We start from the raw sequence: 25,903 nt of genomic DNA, 5'->3' as shown, positions 1-25,903 counted from the left end.
GGCCGGGGGTGCCGCCGGAAGGTCGCTCAGTACCCGGTGCGCCTCGTCGGTGGTGACGGACCGGTACACCTCGCCGACCCGCTGGTCGAACTCGCCGATCGTGAGCCGGCCGGCGGTGAGATGCCGGCCCAGCTCGTCGACGAGCCGCTCGCGTTCGGGGTCGGAGATCCGGACACCGTTGACGTATTCCATCGCTGCCTCCTGCGGAGGGTCGAGACCACTGAGGTTCCACAGTGGAATGTCGATACCACTATGGTGGATATGCCACAGTGGAATGTCAAGCCCCCGGGAAAGGTGTCCGCCATGGTCGACCGTCCGCTCGATGCCCCCGCGGCTCGTCCGCTCAACGCCACCGCGGCGTCGCTGCTGGGATTCCTGCACGAGGGTCCGAAGACCGGGTGGGATCTGGTGGTGACCGCGCAGGAGCGGATCGGGAAATTCTGGTCGATCACGACCAGTCAGGTGTATCGCGAACTCGCCGCCATGGAACGGGCCGGTCTCGTCGAGGCGGGCGAGGTGGGCCCGCGCGACCGCAAGCCCTTCGCGCTCACCGCCTCCGGCCGCGCCGCATTCGCCGAGTGGATCGAACGCGAACCCGGACCGGAGAACATCCGCTACCCGCTGCTGCTCACCGTCGCGTTCGGCAGGCACCTGCCGCCCGGCAGGCTGGCCGAGATGCTCGCCGTCCACCGCGCCGCCCACGAACGCCGGCTCGCCGACTACGAGCGCGCCGCCGCCGAGCACTGCGCGGACCCGTACTCGTCGGCGACCCTGGACTTCGGCATCGTCTACGAACGGGCCGTGCTCGAGTGGTTCGGCCGGGTGGCGGACACGCTGGGGCCGGCCTCGTGAACCGGCCCTGGCTGATCGTGATCGGGGGCCTGCCCGCGACCGGGAAGACGACCGTCGCCCGTCGCCTGGCGGCCCGGATCGCCGCCGCCTATCTGCGGATCGACACGATCGAGCAGGCCCTGGTGGACTCCGGTGAACTGCCCCGGCCGCCGCGGACCGCCGGATACGACGCCGGTTACGCCCTCGCCCGCGACCAGCTCGCGCTCGGACTCACCACCGTCGTCGAGTGCGTCAACCCCGTGAAACTCACCCGCGACGCCTGGTGCGCCGCCGCGCACCGGGCCGGGGCCCGGGTGCTCGAAGTGGAACTGGTCTGCACCGACCCCGCCGAACATCGCAGACGCGCCGAGCGGCGTGCCGGAGACATCGCCGGCCTCGCGCTCCCCACGTGGCAGCAGATCCGCGGACGACACTACGAGGCGTGGGACCGTGCCCACCTGACGATCGACACGGCTGTGGCCGGTCCCGACGATGCGGTCACCACGATCCGGCGCGAAGCCGGCCTTCTCGACCCCGATTCGGCGGCGCGCCGGCCGGTGCCGGGGACACAATCCGGATAGCGCGTATCGATCGGGAGGTGGCCGTGGCCGAGGAGGTCGTCGTCGGAGTCGGTCCCGTCTCGACGGACGAGGTCCTGCGGGTGGCGCGGTCCGGCGCGCCGGTCCGGCTCTCCGCGGACGCGCTCGCCCTCATCGGCGCGGCCCGTGCCGTGGTCGACGCGCTCGCCCGCGACCCCCGGCCCGCGTACGGCATCACCACCGGGTTCGGGGCGCTCGCCACCCGCCACATTCCCCCGGAATCGCGAATCGATCTGCAGCGCAGCGTGATCCGCTCTCACGCCGCCGGGACCGGTCCCGAGGTGGAACGGGAGGTGGTCCGCGCGATGATGCTGCTGCGCCTGTCCACCTTCGCCACCGGGCACACCGGGGTCCGCCCCGGGACCGCCACGGCCTACGCCGCGATGCTGAGCGCGGGAATCACGCCGGTGGTGCCCGAGCACGGCAGCCTCGGCTGTTCCGGGGACCTCGCGCCGCTCGCCCACGTGGCCCTCGTCCTCACCGGCGAGGGCGAGGCCCGCGACGCCGCCGGCACGCTCGTGCCGGCCGCGCAGGCCCTCGCCGCGGCGGGCCTCGCGCCCGTCGTGCTCGCCGAGAAGGAAGGGCTCGCCCTCATCAACGGCACCGACGGGATGCTGGGCATGCTGGTCCTTGCCTGCCACGACCTGCGCGCCCTGCTGCGGCTCGCCGACGTCACGGCCGCGATGAGCGTCGAGGCCCTGCTCGGCACCGACCGGGTCTTCGCCGCCGACCTGCACGCCCTGCGGCCGCACCCCGGCCAGGCCGTGGCCGCCGCCAACATGACCCGGCTCCTCGCCGGCTCCGCCGTCGTGGCCAGCCACCGGACCCCGGACTGCCCGGTGGTGCAGGATGCCTACTCGCTGCGGTGTGCCCCGCAGGTCGCGGGCGCCGCGCGCGACACCCTGACCCACGCCGAGCAGGTCGCCGGACGCGAACTCGCGGCCGCGATCGACAACCCGGTCGTCACCCGCGACGGCCGGATCGAGTCGAACGGCAACTTCCACGGCGCCCCGCTGGCGTACGTCCTCGACTTCCTCGCCGTCGTCGTCGCCGACGTCGCGAACATCAGCGAGCGCCGCACCGACCGGCTGCTCGACGTGGCCCGCAGCCACGGCCTGCCGCCGTTCCTCGCCCACGATCCCGGCGTCGACAGCGGGCACATGATCGCCCAGTACACCCAGGCCGCGCTCGTCGCCGACCTCAAGCGCCTCGCCGTGCCCGCCGCCGTCGACTCGATCCCGTCGTCGGCCATGCAGGAGGACCACGTCTCGATGGGCTGGTCCGCCGCCCGCAAGCTGCGCCGCGGCCTCGCCGCGCTGACCCGTGTCCTGGCCATCGAGGCACTCACCGCGGCACGCGCACTGGACCTGCGCGCCCCGCTCACCCCGGCCCCCGGCACCGGCGCGGTGGTCGCCGCGCTCCGCCGGCACGTGGCCGGGCCCGGCCCGGACCGGCATCTCGCCCCGGAGATCGACGCCGCGGCCCGGCTCGCCGCGAGCGGAGAACTCGTCGCCGCGGCGGAATCCGCGATCGGGGCCCTGGACTGATCGTCAGCGGAGCGGGTCGAACTGCCGCGGCACCGCCGCCCGCGCACCGGTCATCGCGCCGGCCAGCAGGCGGCCGGTCAGCGGGCCCAGCGCCACGCCCCACATGCCGTGACCGCCGGCGACGAACACGCGCGCGGAGCGGGTGCCGCCGACCAGCGGCAGACCGTCCGGGGTGCAGGGACGCGAGCCCACCCACTCCTCCGCCCGGGCGGCCCAGTCGACGCCGGTCAGCAGCGGCCGCGCCGCGTCGACGATGGCCTGGATCCGCCGCGGGTCGAGCGGGGCGTCGGGCCGGCGGAACTCCATCATCCCGGCGATGCGGAACCGATCGTGCAGCGGCGTGCACGCGACCCGCTGGGCCGGGAAGTAGATCGGGTTCTTCGGCAGGTGCGCCGGGCGCACGCTGAAGCTGTAGCCGCGACCGGCCTGCACCGGCATCCGGACCCCGAACGGCCGGGCCAGGTCGTTCAGCCGGGCCCCGGTGGCCAGCACCACCGCATCCGCCGCCCGGTCCCCGCCGCCGGTGCCCACCACGCGCACGTCCCGCGGGCCGTCCCGGACCGCCTGCACCTCGAACCCGGTGACGATCTCACCGCCACGGTCGCGCACCGACTCCGCCAGCGCGGCGACGAACCGCGGCGGGTCGACGAACCGCTGCCCCCGCAGCCGGATCCCGGCCCGCACCCCGTCGCCGAGCAGCGGCTCCAGGGTGCGGATCGTGTCCCCGTCGAGCAGGTCGAAATCCACCTCGCCGCCCGCCGCGACCACCTGCCGGAACTCCTCGACGAGCACGCGACGGTCGTCCTCGGACGCGAACGCTGCCAGGAACGGATCCGCCGGGCGGGTCTGTTCGACGACACCGCCGCGGGCCAGATCGTCGTAGGCGCCCAGCGCCATCCGGTTCACCTCGGCGAACACCGCCATCGCCGCGCGCCACCGGCGGGCGGTGCAGTGCCGCGCGAATCCCGCCAGGAACCGCCACAACCGCAGGTCGACCGCGGGCGGCACGTACACCGGGGACGACGGCGTGAGCATCGAACGGATCCCGTACCGCAGCACCGCCGGCTCCGGCAGTGGCAGGGTCAGCGCGGGGGCCAGCCAGCCCGCATTGCCCCACGACGCATCGGCGGCCACCCCGGTGCGGTCGAGCACCGTGACCTCGACGCCGCGCTCCTGCAGGAACCAGGCCGCCGACAACCCGACGAAGCCCGCCCCGACGACGACCACCCGACGAATCGCCATGACGCACTCCCGATCTCGAGGTACCCCATCACCTCCATCATGGACCGTCGCCGGGCTCGGTGCCCGCGAACCGGGGGTGGTCGCCCGCCGGCCGCCCCGTGACGATCCGATGGATCAGCCGGGCCGCCGCCCGGGCCGTGCGCCCGTCGACGTCGACGGCCGGCGCCAGCTCGGCGACGTCGACGAGCGCGAGCCTGCCGCTGCGCGCCACGACGTCGCACACGTGCTGCACCACCTCGAACGCGACCCCGCAGGCCGCCGGGGCGCTCACCCCGGGCGCCACCCAGCCGGGCAGCACATCGAGGTCGATCGTCAGGTGCACCGCGTCCACCGCGCGGACGAACTCCTCGACGAACGTCTCCACGACGGGCAGGTTCGTCGCGCGGCACTCGTCGTCCAGCAGGTACCGCACCCCGAACTCGTCCGCGGCGGCGAACAGCGCGGCCGTGTTGCTCGGCTGCGCGATGCCCAGCACCGCGTAGCGCAGCGACCTGCCCTGTTCGCGTTCGCGTTCGGCCATCTGCCGGAACGGGGTGCCCGACGTGGCGACGGGCGCCGCCCGCAGGTCGAAGTGCGCGTCCAGGTTCAGCACGCCCCAGCGGGTCCCGGCCCGCGCGGCCGCGGACCCGGCCCAGCCCAGGTAGCTGCCGAAGGCCACCTCGTGCCCGCCGCCGAGCACCACCACCGCATGCCCCGCGTCGAGCAGCGCGGTGACCGCCGCGCCGAGGCGGCGCTGCCCGTCCTCGAGGGCGCCGCCGCGCACCGCGATGTCGCCCGCGTCGTGGATCGTCGCCGGCGCCGGCAGCGCCAGCGACGCCAGGGCGCGCCGCAACGCGACCGGCCCGTCCGCCGCGCCGGGCCGCCCCTGGTTGCGGCGCACGCCCTCGTCGCTGCGGAATCCGATCAGGACCTGCGCCCGCGCGGCGTCCGCGGGCAGCGGCGCCACCACGTCGTGCCAGCGCAGGTGCTCGGGACCGGGGCCGTCGTCGCGGCCTGTCCACGGCGCCGGCGGCACGTCGACCGGAATCCTCACATCCGCAGTCCTTCCTGCCAGACCTCCCGGACCAGCTGCACTCCCGGCCGGTACGCCAGGTGCAGGTACGACGGCGCGTCCAACGCGATCAGATCTGCCCGTGCGCCCTCCCGGACGACGCCGACGTCGTCCCGGCGCAACGCCGCGGCGCCCCCGGCGGTCGCCGCGTGGACCGCCTCCTCCGGGCTCATGTGCATCTCGCGCACCGCCAGCGCGATGCAGAACGGCATGCTCGTGGTGTAAGAGGTGCCGGGGTTGCAGTCGGTGGCCAGCGCGACGGTGACATCCGCGTCCAGCAGTGCCCGCGCGTCCGGATACCGGTTGCGCGTGCAGAAGTCGGCGCCCGGCAGCAGCGTCGCCACCGTGCCCGAGCCGGCGAGCGCCGCCACGTCCGCCGCCGTCGTGTAGGTGACGTGGTCCACCGATGCCGCACCGACCTCCACCGCCAGCCGCACGCCCGGCCCGGGACCGAGCTGATTGCCGTGCACCCGCGGGGTGAGGCCGTGCGCCATCCCTGCCTGCAGCACGGCCCGGCACTGGTCGGCGTCGAACGCGCCCCGCTCGCAGAACACGTCGATCCACTTCGCGTGCGGCGCGCACACGGGGACCATCTCCTCGCACACCAGCCGGACGTAGTCGTCGGGGCGGTCGGCGAACTCCGGCGGCACGGCGTGCGCGGCGAGCAGCGTCGTCTCCGGCGTGAACACCTCGGCCACCCGCAGGCAACGCAGCTCGTCGGCGACGGACTGGCCGTACCCGGACTTGCACTCGACCGTGGTCGTCCCGGACTGCCACCCCTCGGCGACGAGCCGCGACACCGTCGCCCCCAGCGCGCGATCGGTCGCCGCGCGGGTCGCCGCGATCGTCGTGGCGATGCCGCCGGCGGTGTAGGGGGCACCGGCCATGCGGGCGGCGAATTCCTCGGCGCGCTCCCCGGCGAACACGAGATGCGTATGACTGTCGACGAATCCGGGCAGCACGGCGCGGCCCTGCAGGTCGTGCCGGTCCGCGGCGGCCCCCTCGGGGACCCGGTCGCGCGGCCCCACCCACCGGATCAGACCCTCGCCGACGACCACCGCGGCGTCCACGAGCACCCCCAGCGGGCCCCGGTCGAGTTCCGGGTCGTTCGTGACGAGGCAGCCGATGTTGTCGAGCAGTGTCCAGTTCCGCCCGGGCGACACGGCGTCAGCCCTCCCGCATCGGGATGCGCAGTCCGCGGCGCGCGGCGACCTCGGCGGCACGGGGGTAGCCGGCGTCGACGTGCCGGAGGACGCCGGTGCCGGGGTCGTTCGTCAGCACCCGCTCGAGCTTGCGCGCAGCGAGGTCGGTGCCGTCGGCGATGCACACCTGCCCGGCGTGCAGCGACCGGCCGATGCCGACCCCGCCACCGTGGTGGATCGACACCCACGACGCGCCGGACGCCGTGTTGACCAGGGCGTTGAGCAGCGGCCAGTCGGCGATCGCGTCCGAACCGTCGGCCATTGCCTCGGTCTCGCGGTACGGCGAGGCCACCGACCCGGCGTCGAGGTGGTCGCGGCCGATGGCGATCGGAGCGGCGACCTCTCCGGCGGCGACCATCTCGTTGAACCTCAGCCCGGCCCGGTCCCGTTCGCCGTAGCCGAGCCAGCAGATGCGGGCCGGCAGCCCCTGGAACGGCACCGCGCGCCCGGCCAGGGTGAGCCATCGGGCGAGATGCTCGTTCTCGGGGAACAGTTCGAGGACGGCACGGTCGGTGGCCGCGATGTCCGCGGGATCTCCCGACAGCGCGACCCAGCGGAACGGCCCGCGGCCCTCCTCGAACAGCGGACGGATGTAGGCGGGTACGAAGCCGGGGAACGCGAACGCCCGGTCGAAGCCGCCCTTGCGGGCCTCGTCGCGGATGGAGTTGCCGTAGTCGAACACCTCGGCGCCGCGATCGAGGAACCCGACCATGGCCTTCACGTGCCGGGCCATCGACCGGCGGGCCTGCTCGGTGAACCACACGGGGTCCTTCGCCGCGAGGGTGTGCCACTCCTCGACCGTCACCCCGAGCGGCAGGTAGGACAGCGGGTCGTGGGCGGAGGTCTGGTCGGTGACGATGTCGATGGGGGCCTGCAGCGCGAGCAGCGCCGGCACGACGTCGGCGGCGTTGCCGACCACCCCGATCGAGCGGGGCTCGCGCGCATCCCGTGCCGCGAGCGCCGAGGCCAGCGCCGCCTCGACGCTGTCGGCCTTGGCGTCGAGGAAACCCTGCGCGAGCCGGCGGTCGACCCGGGCCTCGTCGACCTCGACGCAGATCGCGACGCCCTCGTTCATTGTGATCGCCAGGGGCTGCGCCCCGCCCATGCCGCCCAGGCCCGCGGTCAGGGTGACGGTGCCGGCGAGGCTGCCGCCGAACCGCTTGCGGGCGACGGCCCCGAACGTCTCGTAGGTGCCCTGCAGGATGCCCTGCGAGCCGATGTAGATCCAGGATCCGGCGGTCATCTGCCCGTACATCGTCAGCCCCAGCGCCTCCAGGCGGCGGAACTCCTCCCAGTTCGCCCAGTCGCCGACCAGATTCGAGTTGGCCAGCAGCACGCGCGGTGCCCACTCGTGGGTGCGCAGCACCCCGACGGGCTTGCCGGACTGCACGAGCAGCGTCTCGTCGCCGCCGAGGGTCTCGAGGGTCCGCACGATCGCGTCGAATGCGGCCCAGTTGCGGGCCGCCCGGCCGGTGCCGCCGTAGACCACCAGGTCGTCCGGCCGTTCGGCGACGTCGGGATCGAGGTTGTTCATCAGCAGGCGCAGCGCGCCCTCCTGTTGCCAGCCCCGGCACCGCAGCCCGGGACCGCGCGGGGCGCGCACGGGCCGCGGGCCCGGGAGGGCGGAGGGGGTCGTTCCGGTGGCCATGGGGCCTCCTCTCGAAACCGGCGAGGCGCGCCGGCGCCGCGACTCCATCCCATGACACTGCGGCGGACCGCCCCGCGACAACCGGTCCGGGCGGATGTGTCGGATCCGAGACCGAGCGGCCGGCCGCGGCCCGCCCGGCGGCCCCTTGGAACAGCGGGGCGGCGCGGTCGTACGATTTCGTCGAACGTTCTGCTGTCGAAGGGAACCATCCATGACCACGGGTATCGAACAGCTCGAGTTTCAGGCGGAGACGCGTCAGCTGCTGGATCTGCTGATCCATTCGGTGTATTCGAACAAGGACACCTTCCTCCGGGAACTCGTCTCCAACTCGTCGGACGCGCTGGACAAGCTCAAGCTCGAGGCGTTCCGCAACAAGGACCTGCAGGTCGACACGTCGGATCTGCACATCGAGATCGAGGTCGACAAGGAGCAGCGCACCCTCACCGTCCGCGACAACGGCATCGGCATGTCCCGGGACGAGGTGGTCGACCTGATCGGCACCCTCGCGAAGTCGGGCACCGCGGAACTGCGGCGCAAGCTGCGCGAGGCGCAGGAGTCGGCCGCGCCGGAGGAACTCATCGGCCAGTTCGGGGTCGGCTTCTACTCGACCTTCATGGTGGCCGACAAGGTGACCCTGCTGACCCGCAAGGCCGGCGAGCACGACGGCACCCGGTGGGAGTCGAGCGGCGAGTCGACCTACACGATCGAGACGGTCGAGGGCGCACCCCAGGGCACGTCGGTGACGCTGCACCTCAAGCCGGAGGACACCGAGGATCACCTGTTCGACTACACGGCCGAGTGGAAGATCAAGGAGATCGTCAAGCGCTACTCGGATTTCATCGCCTGGCCGATCCGGATGCAGGTCGAACGCACCAAGCCCGCCGAGGGGGAGGGGTCCGTCGCCGAAGTGGTCCGCGAGACGGAGACCCTGAACTCGATGAAGGCGCTGTGGGCGCGCTCGAAGGACGACGTCTCCGCGGAGGAGTACAGCGAGTTCTACAAGCACGTCAGCCACGCGTGGGACGAGCCGCTCGAGGTCGTCCCGATGAAGGCCGAGGGCACATTCGAATACCAGGCGCTGCTGTTCATCCCGTCGCAGGCGCCGTTCGACCTGTTCATGCGCGAGCGCAAGACCGGGATCCACCTCTACGTCAAGCGCGTGTTCATCATGGACGACTGCGAGGAGCTGATCCCGGAGTACCTGCGGTTCGTCAAGGGCGTGGTCGACGCCCAGGACCTGTCGCTCAACGTCTCGCGCGAGATCCTGCAGCAGGACAGGCAGATCCGCGCGATCCGCCGGCGGCTCACCAAGAAGGTGCTGTCCACGATCCAGGACATGGCGACCACCGAGAAGGAGAAGTACCGGACCTTCTGGTCGCAGTTCGGCCGGGTCCTCAAGGAGGGTCTGCTCTCGGATTTCGACAACCGCGACACCCTGCTCGCCGTGTCCTCCTTCGAGTCCACGCACAGCGAGGACTCGACGACGACGCTCGCCGAGTACGTCTCGCGGATGAAGGAAGGCCAGGACGAGATCTTCTACATGACCGGCGAGTCCCGGCAGCAGATCGAGAGCTCCCCGCACATGGAGGCCTTCCGCGCCAAGGGCTTCGAGGTGCTGCTGCTCACCGACCCGGTCGACGAGATGTGGGTGGGGTCCGTGCCCGAGTTCGAGGGCAAGCCGTTCCAGTCGATCGCCAAGGGCGAGGTGGATCTCGGTACCGAGGACGAGAAGAAGGCCGCCGAGGCCGAGCGTGAGGAGCGGGAGAAGGAGTACGCCGACCTGCTGTCGTGGCTCGGCGAGACGCTCGACGAGCACGTGAAGCAGGTGCGGCTGTCGTCGCGGCTGACCACGTCGCCCGCGTGCCTCGTCGGCGACACGTTCGCCATGTCGCCCGCCCTCGAACGGATGTACCGGGCGTCGGGCCAGCCCGTCCCGCACACCAAGCGCATCCTCGAGCTCAACCCGGACCACCCGTTGGTCACGGCGCTGCGCGACGCGCACGCCCGGCACGCCGACGACCCGACGCTCGGCGAGACCGCCGAGTTGCTGTACGGCACCGCGCTGCTCGCCGAGGGCGGCGAACTCGAGGACCCGGCGGCGTTCGCCCGTCTGCTCGCCGATCGCCTCGCGCGCACGCTGTAACCGCTCACCCCTTCCGGCCGAATGTCACATCGCGTCGATCGAATCGACGTGGTGTGACATTCGGTCCGTGCGTGGTGGGGGTGCGGCGACCCGATAGGCTCACACCATGGCCGGCGTGGACGGGGTGTTGTTCGATATCGAGGGCGTGATCGTGACGTCGTGGGAACCCGTGCCGGGCGCCGCCGAGGTGCTTGCCGGGCTCCGCGAGCGCGGGGTGCATCGGGCCTTCCTGACCAACACCACGTCGCGGACCTGCGCGCAGATCGCCGAGAGCCTCACCGGGCTGGGCATGCCGGTCGAGCCCGCCGAGATCGTGACGGCCGCGTCCCTCACCGCCGAGTACCTGCGCCAGACCTACCCGGACCGGCGCTGCTGGGTGCTCAACCACGGCGACGTGGAGGCGGACCTCGAGGGCATCGTGCGCGACGAGGACGATCCCGAGGTGGTCGTGCTCGGCGGGGCCGGGCCGGAGTTCAGCCACCGCGCCCTCAGCCGCGTCGCCGAGCTCATGCTCGACGGGGTGCCGGTGGTCGCGATGCACCGCGGCTCCACGTGGCAGTCCGCGGACGGCCTGCGCATCGACACCGGCGTGTACCTGCCCGGTCTCGAGGAACTCACCGGGCAGACCGTCGTCGCGGTCGGCAAGCCGTCGATGCGGGGCTTCCTCGCCGCGGCCGAGCTGATGGGCACCGAACCGGACCGGATGGCCGTGGTGGGCGACGATCTCCACGCGGAGGTCATCCCCGGCCAGCGCCTCGGCATGACGGGAATCCTGGTGCGCACCGGCAAGTTTCGGCAGTCGGTGCTCGACCTCGCGGTCGAGCGTCCCGATCGGGTGATCGATTCGGTCGCCGCCCTGCCGGAGCTCCTCGACACGCTGTGACGCCGTCTCGCCCCGGGCGGGTGTGACCGGTACCCTCGCCGCCGGGGGAGTCGCCCCCGTCCGGGCATCCGAGCCCAGCGAGTCCCGGCCCAGCGCAGAGGAGACCTTGTTGTCCATCCGATCCATCCGTGCCGTCGTAGTCCCCCGCCGCCTCCTCCGGGCCGGTGTCGTCGCCGCTCTCGGCGTCGCGTCGGCCGCCCTGCTCGGCGTGGGTACTGCGACGGCGGCGCCGGTGACGTGCGTGTCGCCGCCGTCGGCCAACGAGATCCTGGTCTCCGACGCCGCCAGCTGCGGCGCGACGGCCGCCGAGGGCGGCACGGCCCACTCCTTCGCCTCCGAGAGCGGCACCGCGGTGTCGGCGGCGCAGACGGCCGGCGCGGCCGAGGCCCACGCGACGGGGTTCGGGACCGCCCTGAGCGGCGCCCAGAACGGTGGCCGCTCCTACGCGTACGCCCTCGGCGGCGGACTGAGCCATTCCTCGGCGCAGGGCCCGGTGACGACGGTGTCGGTCGCGGGCTGGGGGTCGGGGGCGACGGCCGATCCGACCGGGGTGACCTGCGTCGGCCCGCAGTCGTTCGCCGTCAACACGGCCACCGGTCAGTGGTGCGCCGTCGGCGTCGGTTCCACGCGTCGCTGAGAACACACCGCAGCGGTCTTGCGCGACGGGGGTGGCGGGTGCTCCAGACCTTGCACTCGCCACCCTCGAGTGCTAAGAATGCTCTTGGCACTCGCAACACGTGAGTGCCAGGTCGGGACGGTGAGGCCGGGAATATCGACACCCCTGGTCGTCCGTCGCGGGCACTGCTTCCGGCCGAAGGCGTACATGGGGCGACCCGACGAGCGGTCGCCCTGCGTGTCACCCCCATATCCGGAGGATCACTTCGCAATGGCCAAGATCATCGCGTTCGACGAAGAGGCCCGTCGCGGCCTCGAGCGGGGCCTGAACAGCCTCGCCGACGCTGTCAAGGTGACGTTGGGGCCCAAGGGTCGCAACGTCGTGCTCGAGAAGAAGTGGGGCGCCCCCACGATCACCAACGATGGTGTGTCCATCGCCAAGGAGATCGAGCTCGAGGACCCGTACGAGAAGATCGGCGCCGAGCTGGTCAAGGAAGTTGCCAAGAAGACGGACGACGTCGCGGGTGACGGCACCACCACCGCCACCGTGCTCGCCCAGGCGCTGGTGCGCGAGGGTCTGCGCAACGTCGCCGCCGGTGCGAACCCCCTCGGCCTCAAGCGCGGCATCGAGAAGGCCGTCGAGGCCGTCACTGCCAAGCTGCTCGACACCGCCAAGGAGGTCGAGACCAAGGAGCAGATCGGCGCCACCGCCGGCATCTCCGCGGGCGACCCCGCGATCGGTGAGCTGATCGCCGAGGCCATCGACAAGGTGGGCAAGGAAGGCGTCATCACCGTCGAGGAGTCCAACACCTTCGGCCTGCAGCTCGAGCTGACCGAGGGCATGCGCTTCGACAAGGGCTACATCTCGCTGTACTTCGCCACCGACGCCGAGCGTCAGGAGGCCGTGCTCGAGGACGCCTACATCCTGCTCGTGTCGGGCAAGATCTCGACCGTCAAGGACCTGCTGCCGCTGCTGGAGAAGGTCATCCAGTCCGGCAAGCCGCTGGCGATCATCGCCGAGGACGTCGAGGGTGAGGCTCTGTCCACCCTGGTCGTCAACAAGATCCGTGGCACCTTCAAGTCGGTCGCCATCAAGGCCCCCGGCTTCGGTGACCGCCGCAAGGCCCAGCTCGCCGACATCGCCATCCTCACCGGTGGCGAGGTCATCAGCGAAGAGGTCGGTCTCTCCCTCGAGACCGCCGGTCTCGAGCTGCTCGGCCGCGCGCGCAAGGTCGTCGTCACCAAGGACGAGACCACCATCGTCGACGGTGCCGGCGACGCCGACGCCATCGCCGGTCGCGTGAACCAGATCCGCGCCGAGATCGAGGCGTCGGACTCGGACTATGACCGCGAGAAGCTGCAGGAGCGTCTGGCCAAGCTGGCCGGCGGCGTTGCGGTCATCAAGGCCGGTGCCGCCACCGAGGTCGAGCTCAAGGAGCGCAAGCACCGCATCGAGGATGCCGTCCGCAACGCCAAGGCTGCGGTCGAGGAGGGCATCGTCGCCGGTGGTGGCGTCGCGCTGCTGCAGGCCGCGCCGGTTCTGGACGACCTGAAGCTCGAGGGTGACGAGGCCACCGGTGCCAACATCGTCAAGGTTGCCCTCGAGGCCCCGCTGAAGCAGATCGCCTTCAACGCCGGCCTCGAGCCTGGCGTCGTCGCCGAGAAGGTCCGCAACCTGCCCGCCGGCCACGGCCTCAACGCCGCCACCGGCGAGTACGAGGACCTGCTGGCTGCCGGCATCAACGACCCGGTCAAGGTCACCCGCTCGGCGCTGCAGAACGCGGCGTCCATCGCGGCCCTGTTCCTGACCACCGAGGCTGTCGTCGCCGACAAGCCGGAGAAGGCCGCCGCTCCCGCCGGCGACCCGACCGGCGGCATGGGTGGCATGGACTTCTGATCCACGCCCGACCGTCTTCGAGGCCCGGTTCCACTTCGGTGGGGCCGGGCCTCGTGGCGTCGAGGGCTCGGCCCGGGCCGAGCGGCGGGGAGCGCAGGCCCCGGCGTGCGCGAAGTTCCGACGGGTGCAGGAATGCCTGCCGCCGCCGGGAAATCGGGGAAATGTTCCGCCGCGCCGAGTGCTGAAGTGCAGTTCGGGGCGGCCGCGCGGCGCTTCCCGGGCGGCCGGGGACGCAATTCTTTTCGTTAAACATTCCGTTTTTCCGCACTCACAATGCGGAAATCTTTGCGTTCCGGAATTTTCCGCTCTGCACCTGCATAAATGCCGCGGAAATGCATCGAAAACAAGGCCGCATTTCCGGGGTGTGAATTGTCTCACGCCCTGAATTCGCCGGCTCGCAGCGCACAATTCGCGGGGCCCGTGCCACACTCGGAATTGTGATCGGGAACGATCCGTTCGCGTGCAGAAGCGGCGGGCCGGAAATTCCGGCCGGTCGAGAAACACGAGACAAAGGAGTCGGACAATGCTCGGATCCGTTCAGGACATTCTCAACCTCCTGCTGGAGACCTTCGGTGACTTCGCCGACATCCTCGGCACGGGCAGCGCGGAGGCCGGTGAGACCACCCAGCAGGCCGTGAGCTGATCGTCGGCCCGAGAGGGAGTCGGAGGGTTTCCCTTCTCGAGCTGCCTCGATCCACAGCACTCGGCCGCAGCGGCACACGTCGTCGCTGCGGCCGAGTGCCGTCCGGGGTTTCCGGTGTGACCGGCCCGTTCCCATCGAGGGGTGATTTTTCCGATTTCTGCGTTCTCGACTCGTGACAGGTTGTAACAATGGCGTCGCGGTCGCAGTTCCAGGCCGCGCATCCGTGACACCGGCGAAATCAAGGAGGAGTCGCCATGGGGTCTCTCGCGGACATCATCGGCTGGGTACTCGAGAATTTCGATCTGCTGGAGGTTCTGGACTCGCTGAGCGCCGGCGACGACTAGCAGCCACCCACCACCTGGACGGAGAAGATCATGATCGGCAGCCTGCTCGACCTCATCACGCCCATCCTCGAACTGATCGCCGACCTCGGCTCCGGCAGCACGGACTAGTCCCGGGCCCGAGACCGCAGTCGAATCGCAGCCGCAGCCGCAGGATCTCCTGCCGCTGTGGCTGCGGTCGTGAGGTGTCCGGCCGGTTCACACCGCCACGGCCGCGGCGACCGCACGCTTCGCCAGCCGCGCCGCGATCGCGGCACACACCAGCAGCTGGATCTGGTGGAACAACATGAGCGGCAGGACGATCAGCCCGATCGGCTGGCCCGGGAACAGCACCGTCGCCATCGGCAGGCCCGTGGCGAGCGACTTCGTCGAGCCGCAGAACAGGATCGTCGCGCGGTCCTCGTAGGAGAAGCCCAGGCGCGGTGCGCCGAACCACGTGATCGCCAGGACCAGCGCGAGCAGCACGAGGCACACGCCCACGAGGGCGAGCAGCCGCGCGGGCGACAGGCTCGACCAGATGCCCTCGTTCATGCCGCGGCTGAACGCGACGTACACGACGAGCAGGATCGAACCGCGGTCGACGATCTTCAGCGGCCTGCCGTGGGCCTTGACCCACCCGCCGATCCAGCGGCGCACGAGCTGGCCCGCGAGGAACGGAACCAGCAGCATGAGCACGATGTCGAGCACCGCAGAGGCGCTGAACGTCACGCCCTGCGTAGTCATCGTCAGCGCGACGAGCAGCGGCGTGACGAAGATGCCGAGCAGGCTCGACGCGCTGGCGGAGACGACCGCCCCCGGGATGTTGCCCCGGGCCACCGAGACCAGCGCGATCGACGACTGCACCGTCGAGGGCAGCAGGCACAGGTAGAGGACGCCGAGATACAACGGCTCGGTCAGGACCGCCGGCACGAGGACCTTCGTCGCCAGACCGAGCAGCGGGAACACCGCGAACGTGGTGGCGAGGATCGTCAGGTGCAGGCGCCAGTGCTTGAGGCCTTCGAGGGCCTCGTGCGTGGACAGGCGAGCTCCGTAGAGGAAGAACAGCAGGCCGATGGCGATCTTCGAGGCCCACGTGACGGCGGTCAGGGCCGTGCCCTCGGCCGGCAGCAGCGCCGCGATCGCGACGGTGGCGAGGATGCCGACGAGGAAGGGGTCGAGGCGTCCGAGCACGGGGATCCTGGAGAACATGAGTCGACGCTAGGTCACCGCACGCCCATCCAGGAAACCGATCACCGCGATTACTGTCATCACGAATCGTGATTGAATACCGTGGTGTTCGATCCCGTTCACCTGCGCAGCTTCCTGGCCGTGGAACGCGCCCGCAGCTTCACGCTCGCCGCGCGACGGCTCGGCCTGCGCCAGTCCACGGTCAGTCAGCACGTCGGCAAGCTCGAGCAGGCCGCCGGCCGCCGGCTGTTCCTGCGGGACACGCACGCGGTCGATCTCACCGCCGACGGCGCAGCCATGCTGGGCTTCGCCCGGGACATCCTCGATCGGCACGACGCGGCCCGGCGGTACTTCTCGGAGTCGCCGATCAGCGGGCGGCTGCGCTTCGGGGCCTCGGAGGACCTGGTGCTGCACGAACTGCCCGCCATCCTCGCGGAGTTCCGGCGCAGTCATCCCCGGGTGGATTTCGAGCTCACCGTCGCGCTGAGCGAGGACCTGCATCGGCGCCTCGACGACGGGGACCTCGACCTGGTCTTCGGCAAGCGCCGGCCGGGGGAACGACACGGGGAGCTGATCTTCCGGGACCGGCTGGTGTTCCACGCCGCACCGGACTTCGTGGTCGAGCCCGACGGGCCGATCCCGCTGGTGACGTATCCGCCGCCGGCGTTGACCCGCGAGATCGCCCTCGACACGCTCCGGCGCGCCGGACTCGGGGCGCGCATCACCTGCACCACCGACAGCCTCAACGGCCTGCGCGCAGCCGTCCTCGCCGGGCTCGGCGTCGTGCTCCACGCTGCCCGGCTGCCGCCGGCGGGGCTCGTTCCCGTGCGCGCGGGACGACTGCCCGACGCGGGGGAGGTCGAGTTCGTGCTGCTGTCGCGGCGTTCGGTCCTCAACGAACCCGAGCGGGCACTGCGTGCCGTGATCCTCGCGAACGCCGACCGGCTCGGCCGGGACGGCTGACCGTCGTTGCGCGCGGCGTGCGCCCGTTCCGGCCGGCGGCGCGGGCGCACGCCGCGGGGGAGAGCGGTGAGCTCGTCCCTCTCACTCGGGCAGCAGCATCCACAGCGCCAGGTAGACCAGCGCCGCACCGCCTCCGGTGACGAACGCGGCGACCACCACACCGGCGCGGACGAGGTTGACGTCGATGCCGAAGTATTCGGCGAGACCGCCGCACACGCCACCGAGCATGCGCTGCGAGCGGGAACGGGCGAAGGGACGGGGACCGGGGGTGCTGTTCTCGAATGTCATGCGACAAGCGTGCCGCCGCGGGCCTGCCGGCCACATCGGGTGACGCCCCGATTCCTACCCTGATCTTTCGTCTCGGGGTTCGTCCTCAGCGGCGCTTGGCGAGCGTCTTCTTGAAGATCACCAGGGGCAGCAGCATCCGGGCGATCAGCGCGACGGCCCATACGATCACCGTCGCGAGGATCCAGGTCGCCGCGCCCCGGATCTGCAGGCCGTCGCTGACGAGCGAGGTGACGATCAGCGCCACCAGCGTCGAGATGAGCGCGCTGCTGCCCAGGAGCGCAGGGGTCTTGGTCACCGCCAGCTGACGCAGCAGGGGGTCGACGAGCATCGCGGCCACGGTGAACAGGACGACGGCGATGACGAAGGCGACGCCGTCGAGCGTCATGCCGGGCAGGACCCAGGCACCGACGAGCAGCGCCAGAGCGTTGGCGAGCAGTGCGACGACCGCGGACGCGAGCAGACGGACCATGCCAGGAGACTAGCCCCCACCGGCCGGGAGGGTGAACCGACAAGCCGACGAGGCGGGCCGGAATCCCGGCCCGCCTCGAGGCGCCGGATCGTCGGCGCGGCGCGAGAACTCGTCAGATGCAGACCACCGCCAGGCCCACGCCCCGCCAGACCTGCGTCTCGACGCGCTCGAACTCGTCCTTGTCGTGGTTGTACCGCATGTCGATCTCGGTGCGGTAGCCCCTGTCGCGCTGTTCGGTGACGTGGCAGTCGCCGGATGCCGTGCCGGCGCGGTTGACCACGCCGTACGGCACGCCCTGCGCCTCGAGCGCGGCCCGGGCGCTGTGTTCGCTCATTCCGACCACGTTCGGAGCCGGCTGGGCCGCCGCCGCGGTCCCGGCGCCCAGCAACACCGCGGTCCCGGCGCCCAGCAACACCGACGCGGCCGCCGCGCACACGGCCGCGGTGACGGAGGTGCGCAGCAAACCCCTTCCACGGCGGGATCTTTCGGGAACGGAGTGGGAACTGCTCGTGGTGGATGTCATGCCTTTCAGCGTGCCGACCGGCGGGCCGGCTCCACATCGGGTGACGCCCCGATCCCTACCCTGATCTTTCGTCTCGGGGTTCGCGCGCCGTGTGCTCCGTAGGATCTGTGCATGGCCGGACCGACGCGTGTGGCGCTCGCCCTGGGCAGCGGGGGTGCCCGCGGCTACGCCCACATCGGCGTGATCGAGGTGCTCGAGGAACGCGGCTTCGACATCACCGGGGTGGCGGGCTCGTCCATGGGCGCGCTCGTCGGCGGGCTGTACGCGGCGGGCAAGCTCGACGACTACACCCGCTGGGCGACGTCGTTGACCCAGCTCGACGTGCTGCGCCTGCTCGACGTGTCACTGTCCGCGCCGGGCGCCATCCACGCCGAGAAGATCCTCGACAAGGTGCGCGAGATCCTCGGCGACACCCCCATCGAGGGGCTGCGGATCCCGTATACGGCGGTCGCGACGGACCTGGCCGCCGGCCGGTCCGTGTGGTTCCAGCGCGGCCCCGTCGACGTGGCGATCCGCGCCTCCATCGCGATCCCCGGCGTGATCACCCCGTACGTGCTCAACGGGCGGGTGCTCGCGGACGGCGGAATCCTCGATCCGCTGCCACTCGCCCCGATCCTCGCCGCCGGTGCCGACGTCACCATCGGTGTCAGCCTCGGGGCGGAGGAGCGCGACGTCGAGGGCGGCGCCCCGGCCCACGCGAGTGCAGAGCCGCGACCGGTCGACGAGTGGATCGGCCGCTTCCGCCGCAGCGCCGCGCAACTGCTCGAGCGCGACGTCGTCCGCTCGGTGGTCGGTCGCTTCGGCAGCGGGCAGGTGGCACGCAGCGATGCCGTGGAGGACGTGGCGCCCGAGGAGACCGAGGTCGTCGACGATCCGGTACCGGTCCCGAAGCTCAGCCGCTTCGAGGTGATGAACCGTTCGCTCGACCTGATGCAGTCGGCCCTCGCCCGGTATCAGCTCGCCGGGTACCCGCCGGACGTGCTCATCCGCGTCCCTCGCAAGTCGGGACGCAGCCTCGACTTCCACCGTGCGGCCGAGATGATCGCGCTCGGCCGCAGCCTCACGGAGTCCGCCCTCGACGCCGCGGGGCTCGGCGTCGCGCCGGTCGCCGAACCGGCTGACCCGGACACCGGAACCGCCTAGGCTGAGCCGGTGGAGACCGTACCGATCCAGCTGCCGGGCGGCACGACGACGCCGGTCCGCCTGTTTCCCGGTCCGGAACACCCGGCCCGCATCGACGCGCCACGGCCCGTGGTGGTGATCCTGCCCGGCCTCGGCATCCCGGCGGGCTACTACGAGCCCGTCGCCGAGGCGCTCACCGGGCACGGGTTCGACGCCGCGCTCTGCGAGCTGCCCGGGCAGGGCGACAGCCGCCCCCGTCCCGGACCCGACAGCGACTACGGCTACCAGGAACTGGTGGCCGTCGACCTGCCGGCGATGTTCGAGGTGGTGCACGAACGGTTCCTCGACTCCACCCCGTACCTCCTGGGGCATTCGATGGGCGGTCAGCTCGGGGTGCTCTATGCCTCCCGCAATCCCGGACGCCTCGGCGGGCTGATCCTCGTCGCCGCGGGCACCCCCTACTACCGTCACCACGCGGGCATCCGCGGGCCGGGTCTGCTCCTCGGGTCCGCGGCGATGTCGATCACCGCGAGCGTGGCCGGGTTCTGGCCCGGCGATCGGCTCGACGTCGCCGGTTTCGGCCGCCAGTCCCGGCTGCTCATCTCGGACTGGGCGCGCCTGGCCCGCAGCGGACGTTTCGAGCCCCGCGGCGCCGACGTCGACTACGAGCAGCGGCTGGCCGAGCTGAGCCTGCCGGTCCTGTCCGTCACCGTCGAGGGCGACGACATGACGCCCGTCCCCGCCGCCCGGCACCTGCTCGAGAAGATGCCCGCCGCGGACGTGACGACGTGGCACCAGTCCCGGCCGCTGGGGCACAACGGGTGGATCCGCGACAACGCGGACACCGTCGACCGCATCTCCGCCTGGTTGAAGGACCGGTGAGCGCGGCCTCCTACCGGGACAGCATGCGCTCGAGGAACGTGAACGTCAGTGCCGCCTTGAACGCGGCCTGGGCGTTGTCCGCGGCACCGCCGTGCCCGCCCTCGATGTTCTCGTAGTACCAGACCTCGTGCCCCTGTTCCTCGAGCCGGGCCACCATCTTCCGGGCGTGACCGGGATGCACCCGGTCGTCCCGGGTCGAGGTGGTGATCAGGATCGGCGGGTACGCCGCGTCCGGGTCGGTGTTCTGGTACGGCGAGTACTCGCGCAGGAAGGCCCATTCGTCGGGGTCGTCGGGGTCGCCGTACTCGGCCATCCACGACGCCCCGGCGAGCAGCAGGTGATACCGCTTCATGTCCAGCAGCGGCACCTGGCACACGATCGTCCCGAACAGTTCGGGGTAGCGGGTGAGCATCACGCCCATGAGCAGACCGCCGTTGCTGCCACCCTGGATGCCGAGCCGGTCGGCGGTGGTGATGCCGCGCGCGACCAGATCCCGCGCCACCGCGGCGAAGTCCTCGAACACCCGGGGCCGGTTCTCCTTCAGCGCCTGGGTGTGCCACTGCGGCCCGTACTCTCCGCCGCCGCGGATGTTGGCGATCACGTAGGTGTACCCGCGTTCGAGCCACGCCAGGCCCACGCCGCCGCTGTACGCCGGCACCATCGAGTTCTCGAATCCGCCGTAGCCGTACAGCAGGGTCGGCGCCGGGGACGAGGTGTTGCGGCCCACCACGAAGTACGGAACCTGGGTTCCGTCGTCCGAGGTGGCGAAATACTGTGTGACGGTCACGTTCTCGGCGTCGAAGAACGCCGGGGCCTGCTTGATCGGCTCCAGCGGGCTGCCGACCGTGCCGGACAGCAGCGTCGCGGGCACGGTGAAACCGCTGGAGTTGAGGAAGAATTCGTCGCTCTCGAGCGGGTCGACGTCGATCACGGAGGTGGAGGTCGCGGCCGGCACGTCCTCGAGGGGCCGATCGGTCCACCCGTCCGCTCCCGGGGTGAGCATCCGCACCTCGGTCTGCACGTCGCGCAGCGCGACCACCAGCAGGTGGTTCCGCGTCCAGGCGTACTGTTCCAGCGAGGTGTGCGCGTCCGGGGCGAACAGCACCGTCATCTCGCGCGACCCGGCCAGGAACTCGGGGTAGTTCGCGGCCAGCAGGGTGCCCGCCGGATGTCCGAGCCACGGCGACCGGGTCCTGATCAGCAGGTGGTCGCGGTACACGGAGACCTTCGCGTCGTCGGGGGCCTCGATCCGGACGAGCTCCCCGTCGGGCCGCAACTCGAAACGGTGCGACGTGTAGAAGTCGATCGCGCGCTCGACGAAACTGCGCTCGAAGCCGGGGGTGCGGTCGTACCAGGCGGAGACGGCGACGTCGGACTTGTCGCCCTCGTACACCGTCTCGGCCGCGGACAGCGGGGTACCGCGGCGCCAGCGCTTGGCCAGGCGCGGATATCCGGAGTCCGTGAGCGAGCCGTCGCCGAAATCGGTGCCGACGTACACGGTGTCCGCATCGATCCAGCCGATGTCGGTCTTCGCCTCCGGCACCGTGAAACTGTCCGGCCCGTCGACGAACTTCCGTGATTCCACATCGAACTCGCGGATCACGGTGGCGTCGGCGCCGCCGCGCGACAGGCCGATCAGGGCCCGGGACTGGTCGGGCCGCAGCACCTGCGCGCCCGACCACACCCAGTTCTCGCCCTCCGCCTCGGCGACCGCATCGAGGTCGACCAGCACGTCCCAGTCCGGGGCGTCGCGCAGGTACTGCTCCATGGTGGTGCGCCGCCACAGACCGCGCACGTGCCGAGCGTCGCGCCAGTAGTTGTACAGGTACTCGCCGCGACGCCGCGCGTACGGAATGCGCGCGTCGGTGTCGAGGACCTCCCGGATCCGGGACTGCAGCGTCTCGAACGCCTCGGTGCGGGTGTACTCGTCGACGGTGCGGTCGTTGTGCGCGCGCACCCACCCGAGTTGCTGGTCGCCGGTGACGTCCTCGAGCCAGAGGTACGGGTCGTTCGTGTCGTCGGTCATCTGGTGTTCGGCGCGGATACTCCCTCGTGCACGGGGGAGAGAAGGCGCCGTCCTCCTCTCGAGGGGTGTGAGGGTGTCGGGGAAACCTGTCGGTGGGTCCGGTTGGCGTGCCCGGTATGGGGGTCGAGGTGGTGCGCTACAACTACCGGTTGCGGCCGGGCAGTATCGCCGAACATGCACTGATGCAGGAGTGGCATCGTTGCCGATTCTTGTGGAACGAGGCGGTGCACCAACACAAGGCCGGTGGCAGGCCGACGTTCGGGAAGCTGGCCACGCAGTTGACCGAAGCGCGGAAACGCTCGTCGTGGTTGCGGGACGGTTCCCAGGTGGCGCAGCAGCAGACGCTGCGAACCTATGCACAAGCGTTGGAGGCATCCTTCACGGTGAAAGGGCGTGGCCGCCCCAGAGGCAAGTCGCGGAAGACGACGTCGCCGTCGCTCGAGTACACCCGGCGCGGCTTCCGGATCCGGGACGGGCGGTTGGTGCTCGCCAAGGGTGTCAGCATCCCGGTGGTGTGGTCGCGGGAGTTGCCGTCGGAGCCGTCGAGTGTGCGCATCACCCGCGATTCGTTGGGGCACTGGTACGCCTCGTTCGTGGTGACCCGCGAGGTGGAACCGGCACCGGGAGCCCCGGGCGGTTCCGGGATCGGTGTGGATTGGGGTGTGGCCCGGACCGCGACGACCACCGACGAGAGATTCGACCTGTCCTACGGTGGGCATCGGAAACGCTGCGCGGCGGAGCCGGCGAAAGCCCAACGGAAGACGGCGCGCCGCCGCGGGAAGGGCCACCCGCCGTCGAAGGGCTACCGGCGCGCCCGCACACACGCGGCGAAGATCGTGACGAAGGCCGCGCGCCGGAACCGGCACGAGGCGCGGGTGTGGGCGAAACGTGTAGTCGACAACCATGAGTTGATTGCGGTGGAGGATTTCCGGCCGCGGTTTCTGGCGAGGTCGACGATGGCTCGTCAGGCCGCGGACGCGGCGATCGGGTCGGCGAAACGGGAGTTGATCGAGCGGGGCAGGCGGGCCGGCCGGAAGGTGGTGATGGTGCGGCCCGCGTACACGACCATGACGTGTTCGAGGTGTTTCGCGAGAACCAAGCAGCGTCTCGAACTCGCAGAACGGATCTTCCGGTGCCAGGGCTGCGGCTATATCGCATGCCGGGACCGGAACGCTGCCAGAGTGGTTCCGGCTGTGGCGGAGCGTGGCCACACCGGTGTCGACGACGTCGGTCAATCGGATCACCTCCTTCGGGTCGGTGGTGCGGTTGCGGTCTGAGCTGGGAATCTCCTGCCTTCAGGCAGGAGAGGCGTTGAGGGCAATTGTTACCCATCCGGCCCCGGGCGACCCGGTGGGGACCGCGGCGCGCGACGCAAACGCCGCACCCGCCACACTGGCGGCATGCAGCTCCACCCCTCCGACGCCCAGCGGGACTGGCTCGACGACCGCGTCCGCAGCGACCAGTTCCTGCTGTTCTGCTTCGAGGGGCCGGCCGGCGACCCCGGCCGCCTGGTAGCGGAGCTGCGGCGACGGGCGTCGGCCGTCGTCGAGCTGCGGCTGCACGCCGTGGCGGTGCCCGGCGATCTGGACTATCCGTACTGGGCGACCGGGCCCGTCGGCGCCGACCGGTTCGTCGTGCACCGGCTGCCGGATCCGTCCTGGCCGGGCGTGCAGGAGGCCCTCGGTGAGCTGCTCACCGACCGGCTCGACATCCGGGCCTCGCCGTGGCGGCTGCACCTGGTGCCCGGCGTGACGGGGGCACCGCGTTGCGCCGCGGCCGCAACCGTTGTCGTGCTGCAGGTTTCGCACGCCTTCGCGGACGGGACTCGCGCGTCCGCCCTGGCCCGGGCGTTGCTGTCCGGCACCGCCCCGGCCGGCGACGGGGCCCCGGCCGGGCCGGAGGCGCCGGCGGTGCCGGTGATGCTGCTGCGGGCCGCGGCCCGGGTGCCGCTCCAGCTGGGCTCGCTGCTGGTGACGGGGGCACGCGCGGGGCGCGCCGAACGGGAACTGGCCGATCCGGCCGTCCCGCCGCCGGCCCCGGGCTGCCCGCCGAGCGCCGTGAACACCGATCCCGGCCCGCGGCGTGCCGTGCGGACGATCGTGTGCCCGGCGACGGACCTGCGCACGGTGGGGACCGTGACCGTCGGTGCGCTGACCGCGATCGGGTCCGCGCTCGCCGAGTTCCTCGGCTCCTTCCCGGCCGACCGGCTCGGCGCGGAGGTGCCCGTCTCCCTCGCCGGAAACGGGTTGTCGCGCAATGCCTACCGCACCACCGGCGTCCGGCTGTTCGCGCACGTGCGCGATCCCCGTGAACGCGCCGCGGCCATCGCGGACGACCTGGCGCAGCGGCGGCGACGGATCACGCATCCGGCCATGGATCTGCGGGATCGTCCGCTCGCGCACGTCCCGGCCCCGCTGCTGCGGTTCGGGCTCGCCCGCGCCGACTTCGGCGCGGTGCCGCGGACCGTCACCGGCACTACGGTCGTGTCGAGCGTGTACCGCGGCGCGGGCGATCTGGTGCTCGGTGGCGCCGTCGTGCGCTTCACCGCCGGGTTCCCGGGCCTGTCGCCCGTCATGGGACTGACCCACGGCGTGCACGGGATCGGCGACGTGGTCACGCTGTCGGTCACGACCAGTCCGCAGGTGCTCGAGCCCGGGGAACTGGACCGGTACGAGACCGTGCTGCGTGCCGCCGTCGCGCAGGTGGCGCGCGCGTAGGGAAGGTGTGCCCGAACCGCCTCGGGCGCTGTCGAGCAACTGCTTGGTTCGGGGCGGTTGCGACTGTAGCGTGCCGGTCGGAACCGGATCGACGAGGGAGTGACGATGGGTGTGTATGCGGTGACCGGTGCGGCGTCGGGGATGGGCCGGGCCGCCGCGGATCGGCTGCGGGCAGCCGGTCACACGGTGATCGGGATCGACCTGAAGGAGGGCGACGTCGTCGCCGACCTCTCGACCCCGGCGGGACGTTCCGACGCGGTGCGGCAGACCCTCGAGCGGGCCGGGAACCGGCTCGACGGTGCGGTCCTCGCCGCGGGCCTCGGTCCGGTGCCCGGCATGGAACAGGCCATCGCCCAGGTCAACGTCCGGGGCGTGATCGAGCTGCTCGAGGGGTGGCGGCCGGCGCTCGCCGCGACCGGCAACAGCAAGGTCGTCGTGTTCGGGTCGAATTCGACGACCACCACCCCGGCCGTCCCGATGTCGGCGGTGCGGGCGTTTCTCGCGGGCGACCTGGAGAAGGGCGGGCGGCGGGCGGGCCGGATCCGGCCGGCGGCCGCCCCGTTCACCTACGCCGCGTCGAAGATCGCCGTCACCCACTGGGCACGCCGGAATGCGGTGACCCCGGACTGGGCGGGGTCGGGGATCCGGCTGAACGTCCTCGCGCCGGGCGCGGTGGCGACGCCGTTGCTCGAGACTCAGCTCGCGAGCCCGGAAGGTAAGCGGGTCAGGAGTTTTCCGGTTCCGATCGGCGGGTTCGGTGATCCGGACCGGATCGCCGAGTGGGTGGAGTTCATGCTCTCGCCGGCCGCGGACTTCCTCGTGGGTTCCGTCGTGGTGGTCGACGGCGGCAGCGAGGCGTGGTTCCGTGCCGTCGACTGGCCGCGACCGGTGCCGGTGCGGAAGGTGCTGCGGTACGTGCGGCGGATGCGGAGCTTCCGCCGCTGAGGAAGTGCTTGCGCCCGAGGGGGCGGTTGTCGCGGGTGGCGCCGTCGTGTCCGGCTCCTTCCACGGCTTCGATCAGGGCTACCTGCTGGACGCGCTGGCCCTCCTCGGCCCCCGCTTCGTGGGCGTCACCCAACTGCCGGCGACCGTGACCGACACCGA

At 71.5% G+C, this 25,903-nt stretch carries 23 protein-coding genes and 1 pseudogene; 14 read left to right on the top strand and 10 right to left on the bottom strand.

Features of this window, described 5'->3' with window-relative positions; all coding sequences use genetic code 11:
- A partial coding sequence (locus G6039_RS25040) for a DUF1707 SHOCT-like domain-containing protein (protein ID WP_164528136.1) occupies positions 1–192 on the bottom strand: 192 nt, incomplete at its 3' end.
- Positions 193–303: 111 nt separating this feature from the next.
- Here G6039_RS25040 and G6039_RS25035 point away from each other — a divergent pair.
- Genes G6039_RS25035 through hutH form a run of 3 tightly spaced genes read left to right on the top strand, consistent with a single transcriptional unit; the run spans position 304 to position 2,977 of the window.
- Positions 304–852, top strand: coding sequence for a PadR family transcriptional regulator (locus G6039_RS25035; RefSeq protein WP_029545315.1), 549 nt, complete (start codon positions 304–306; stop codon positions 850–852).
- Positions 849–1,412: a P-loop nucleotide/nucleoside kinase family protein gene (locus G6039_RS25030; protein WP_037201076.1), complete on the top strand. Its 564-nt coding sequence runs from the start codon at positions 849–851 to the stop codon at positions 1,410–1,412. The genes G6039_RS25035 and G6039_RS25030 overlap by 4 nt, the downstream gene beginning before the upstream one ends.
- Positions 1,413–1,429: 17 nt before the next feature.
- A complete protein-coding gene (gene hutH / locus G6039_RS25025) occupies positions 1,430–2,977 on the top strand; it encodes a histidine ammonia-lyase (protein WP_029545310.1) in 1,548 nt (515 codons plus the stop codon).
- 3 nt (positions 2,978–2,980) lie between these two features.
- On the opposite strand, the gene G6039_RS25020 is transcribed toward hutH, so the two are convergent.
- The 4 genes from G6039_RS25020 to hutU are packed head-to-tail and all read right to left on the bottom strand — an operon-like array spanning position 2,981 to position 8,120.
- A complete protein-coding gene (locus G6039_RS25020; protein WP_029545308.1) occupies positions 2,981–4,219 on the bottom strand; it encodes an NAD(P)/FAD-dependent oxidoreductase in 1,239 nt (412 codons plus the stop codon).
- A 37-nt stretch (positions 4,220–4,256) separates the two neighbouring features.
- Entirely contained in the window at positions 4,257–5,252 is a 996-nt protein-coding gene (gene hutG, locus G6039_RS25015) for a formimidoylglutamase (RefSeq protein ID WP_029545305.1), read from the bottom strand.
- Complete coding sequence (hutI, locus tag G6039_RS25010) at positions 5,249–6,433, bottom strand: imidazolonepropionase (RefSeq protein ID WP_029545303.1); 1,185 nt, start codon at positions 6,431–6,433, stop codon at positions 5,249–5,251. The genes hutG and hutI overlap by 4 nt, the downstream gene beginning before the upstream one ends.
- 4 nt (positions 6,434–6,437) lie before the next feature.
- On the bottom strand, positions 6,438–8,120 hold the full coding sequence (gene hutU, locus G6039_RS25005; protein ID WP_029545300.1) for a urocanate hydratase: 1,683 nt from the start codon (positions 8,118–8,120) through the stop codon (positions 6,438–6,440).
- A gap of 211 nt (positions 8,121–8,331) precedes the next feature.
- Between hutU and htpG the strand changes: the two genes are divergently transcribed.
- From htpG to groL, 4 genes are all read left to right on the top strand, one after another.
- Positions 8,332–10,263: a molecular chaperone HtpG gene (gene htpG / locus G6039_RS25000; protein ID WP_006932404.1), complete on the top strand. Its 1,932-nt coding sequence runs from the start codon at positions 8,332–8,334 to the stop codon at positions 10,261–10,263.
- A 106-nt stretch (positions 10,264–10,369) separates the two neighbouring features.
- Entirely contained in the window at positions 10,370–11,146 is a 777-nt protein-coding gene (locus tag G6039_RS24995) for an HAD-IIA family hydrolase (protein ID WP_006932403.1), read from the top strand.
- A gap of 109 nt (positions 11,147–11,255) precedes the next feature.
- The gene (locus G6039_RS24990; RefSeq protein WP_006932398.1) at positions 11,256–11,783 is read left to right on the top strand and encodes a DUF6764 family protein; all 528 of its coding nucleotides are present in this window, start codon (positions 11,256–11,258) and stop codon (positions 11,781–11,783) included.
- Positions 11,784–12,032: 249 nt separating this feature from the next.
- The gene (gene groL / locus G6039_RS24985) at positions 12,033–13,658 is read left to right on the top strand and encodes a chaperonin GroEL (protein ID WP_006932397.1); all 1,626 of its coding nucleotides are present in this window, start codon (positions 12,033–12,035) and stop codon (positions 13,656–13,658) included.
- A 1,182-nt stretch (positions 13,659–14,840) separates the two neighbouring features.
- On the opposite strand, the gene G6039_RS24980 is transcribed toward groL, so the two are convergent.
- Positions 14,841–15,830, bottom strand: coding sequence for a bile acid:sodium symporter family protein (locus G6039_RS24980; protein WP_029545298.1), 990 nt, complete (start codon positions 15,828–15,830; stop codon positions 14,841–14,843).
- A gap of 84 nt (positions 15,831–15,914) precedes the next feature.
- Here G6039_RS24980 and G6039_RS24975 point away from each other — a divergent pair, with 84 nt between their 5' ends.
- Positions 15,915–16,772 (top strand): LysR family transcriptional regulator, encoded by an 858-nt coding sequence (locus G6039_RS24975; protein WP_029545295.1) that lies wholly within the window; start codon positions 15,915–15,917, stop codon positions 16,770–16,772.
- 81 nt (positions 16,773–16,853) lie between these two features.
- Here the strand turns inward: G6039_RS24975 and G6039_RS24970 are convergent, their stop codons facing one another.
- The 3 genes from G6039_RS24970 to G6039_RS24960 form a co-directional block, all read right to left on the bottom strand.
- Entirely contained in the window at positions 16,854–17,060 is a 207-nt protein-coding gene (locus G6039_RS24970; RefSeq protein WP_029545293.1) for a PspC domain-containing protein, read from the bottom strand.
- A gap of 85 nt (positions 17,061–17,145) precedes the next feature.
- Entirely contained in the window at positions 17,146–17,529 is a 384-nt protein-coding gene (locus tag G6039_RS24965; protein WP_029545290.1) for a phage holin family protein, read from the bottom strand.
- Positions 17,530–17,641: 112 nt separating this feature from the next.
- Positions 17,642–17,989: a PASTA domain-containing protein gene (locus G6039_RS24960; RefSeq protein WP_029545288.1), complete on the bottom strand. Its 348-nt coding sequence runs from the start codon at positions 17,987–17,989 to the stop codon at positions 17,642–17,644.
- A 174-nt stretch (positions 17,990–18,163) separates the two neighbouring features.
- On the opposite strand from G6039_RS24960, the gene G6039_RS24955 reads away from it, so the two are divergent.
- Both G6039_RS24955 and G6039_RS24950 read left to right on the top strand, forming a co-directional pair.
- A complete protein-coding gene (locus G6039_RS24955) occupies positions 18,164–19,195 on the top strand; it encodes a patatin-like phospholipase family protein (RefSeq protein ID WP_029545286.1) in 1,032 nt (343 codons plus the stop codon).
- A 9-nt stretch (positions 19,196–19,204) separates the two neighbouring features.
- Positions 19,205–20,056 carry an alpha/beta hydrolase family protein gene (locus tag G6039_RS24950; RefSeq protein ID WP_006932928.1) on the top strand — a complete coding sequence of 284 codons (852 nt, stop codon included), beginning with the start codon at positions 19,205–19,207 and terminating at the stop codon, positions 20,054–20,056.
- Between the two features lie 10 nt (positions 20,057–20,066).
- Here G6039_RS24950 and G6039_RS24945 read toward each other — a convergent pair whose 3' ends face one another.
- Positions 20,067–22,262 carry a prolyl oligopeptidase family serine peptidase gene (locus tag G6039_RS24945; RefSeq protein WP_255326775.1) on the bottom strand — a complete coding sequence of 732 codons (2,196 nt, stop codon included), beginning with the start codon at positions 22,260–22,262 and terminating at the stop codon, positions 20,067–20,069.
- On the opposite strand from G6039_RS24945, the gene G6039_RS24940 reads away from it, so the two are divergent.
- The 4 genes and pseudogenes from G6039_RS24940 to G6039_RS30825 all read left to right on the top strand — a co-directional run.
- Positions 22,199–23,359 (top strand): RNA-guided endonuclease InsQ/TnpB family protein, encoded by a 1,161-nt coding sequence (locus tag G6039_RS24940; protein ID WP_029545283.1) that lies wholly within the window; start codon positions 22,199–22,201, stop codon positions 23,357–23,359. The genes G6039_RS24945 and G6039_RS24940 overlap by 64 nt on opposite strands.
- 123 nt (positions 23,360–23,482) lie before the next feature.
- Positions 23,483–24,799, top strand: a complete 1,317-nt coding sequence (locus tag G6039_RS24935; RefSeq protein ID WP_029545281.1) for a wax ester/triacylglycerol synthase domain-containing protein — start codon at positions 23,483–23,485, stop codon at positions 24,797–24,799.
- A 105-nt stretch (positions 24,800–24,904) separates the two neighbouring features.
- Complete coding sequence (locus G6039_RS24930) at positions 24,905–25,744, top strand: SDR family oxidoreductase (protein WP_029545279.1); 840 nt, start codon at positions 24,905–24,907, stop codon at positions 25,742–25,744.
- Between the two features lie 19 nt (positions 25,745–25,763).
- Positions 25,764–25,903 (top strand): annotated as a pseudogene (locus G6039_RS30825) (amidohydrolase family protein); the annotation flags it as partial.

The organism is Rhodococcus aetherivorans, assembly GCF_011058165.1.
Taxonomy (GTDB): domain Bacteria; phylum Actinomycetota; class Actinomycetes; order Mycobacteriales; family Mycobacteriaceae; genus Rhodococcus; species Rhodococcus aetherivorans.
The sequence above is the reverse complement of the archived record's forward strand: the minus strand, read 5'-3'. Positions and strand labels throughout refer to the sequence as shown.

Excerpts from the sequence above, each read along its gene's own strand:
- G6039_RS25035 (WP_029545315.1), top strand. The coding sequence starts at position 304 with ATGGTCGACCGTCCGCTCGATGCCCCCGCGGCTCGTCCGCTCAACGCC.
- G6039_RS25020 (WP_029545308.1), bottom strand. The coding sequence starts at position 4,219 with ATGGCGATTCGTCGGGTGGTCGTCGTCGGGGCGGGCTTCGTCGGGTTG.
- hutU (WP_029545300.1), bottom strand. The coding sequence starts at position 8,120 with ATGGCCACCGGAACGACCCCCTCCGCCCTCCCGGGCCCGCGGCCCGTG.
- htpG (WP_006932404.1), top strand. The coding sequence starts at position 8,332 with ATGACCACGGGTATCGAACAGCTCGAGTTTCAGGCGGAGACGCGTCAG.
- G6039_RS24995 (WP_006932403.1), top strand. The coding sequence starts at position 10,370 with ATGGCCGGCGTGGACGGGGTGTTGTTCGATATCGAGGGCGTGATCGTG.
- groL (WP_006932397.1), top strand. The coding sequence starts at position 12,033 with ATGGCCAAGATCATCGCGTTCGACGAAGAGGCCCGTCGCGGCCTCGAG.
- G6039_RS24980 (WP_029545298.1), bottom strand. The coding sequence starts at position 15,830 with ATGTTCTCCAGGATCCCCGTGCTCGGACGCCTCGACCCCTTCCTCGTC.
- G6039_RS24970 (WP_029545293.1), bottom strand. The coding sequence starts at position 17,060 with ATGACATTCGAGAACAGCACCCCCGGTCCCCGTCCCTTCGCCCGTTCC.
- G6039_RS24965 (WP_029545290.1), bottom strand. The coding sequence starts at position 17,529 with ATGGTCCGTCTGCTCGCGTCCGCGGTCGTCGCACTGCTCGCCAACGCT.
- G6039_RS24955 (WP_029545286.1), top strand. The coding sequence starts at position 18,164 with ATGGCCGGACCGACGCGTGTGGCGCTCGCCCTGGGCAGCGGGGGTGCC.
- G6039_RS24940 (WP_029545283.1), top strand. The coding sequence starts at position 22,199 with ATGGGGGTCGAGGTGGTGCGCTACAACTACCGGTTGCGGCCGGGCAGT.
- G6039_RS24935 (WP_029545281.1), top strand. The coding sequence starts at position 23,483 with ATGCAGCTCCACCCCTCCGACGCCCAGCGGGACTGGCTCGACGACCGC.
- G6039_RS24930 (WP_029545279.1), top strand. The coding sequence starts at position 24,905 with ATGGGTGTGTATGCGGTGACCGGTGCGGCGTCGGGGATGGGCCGGGCC.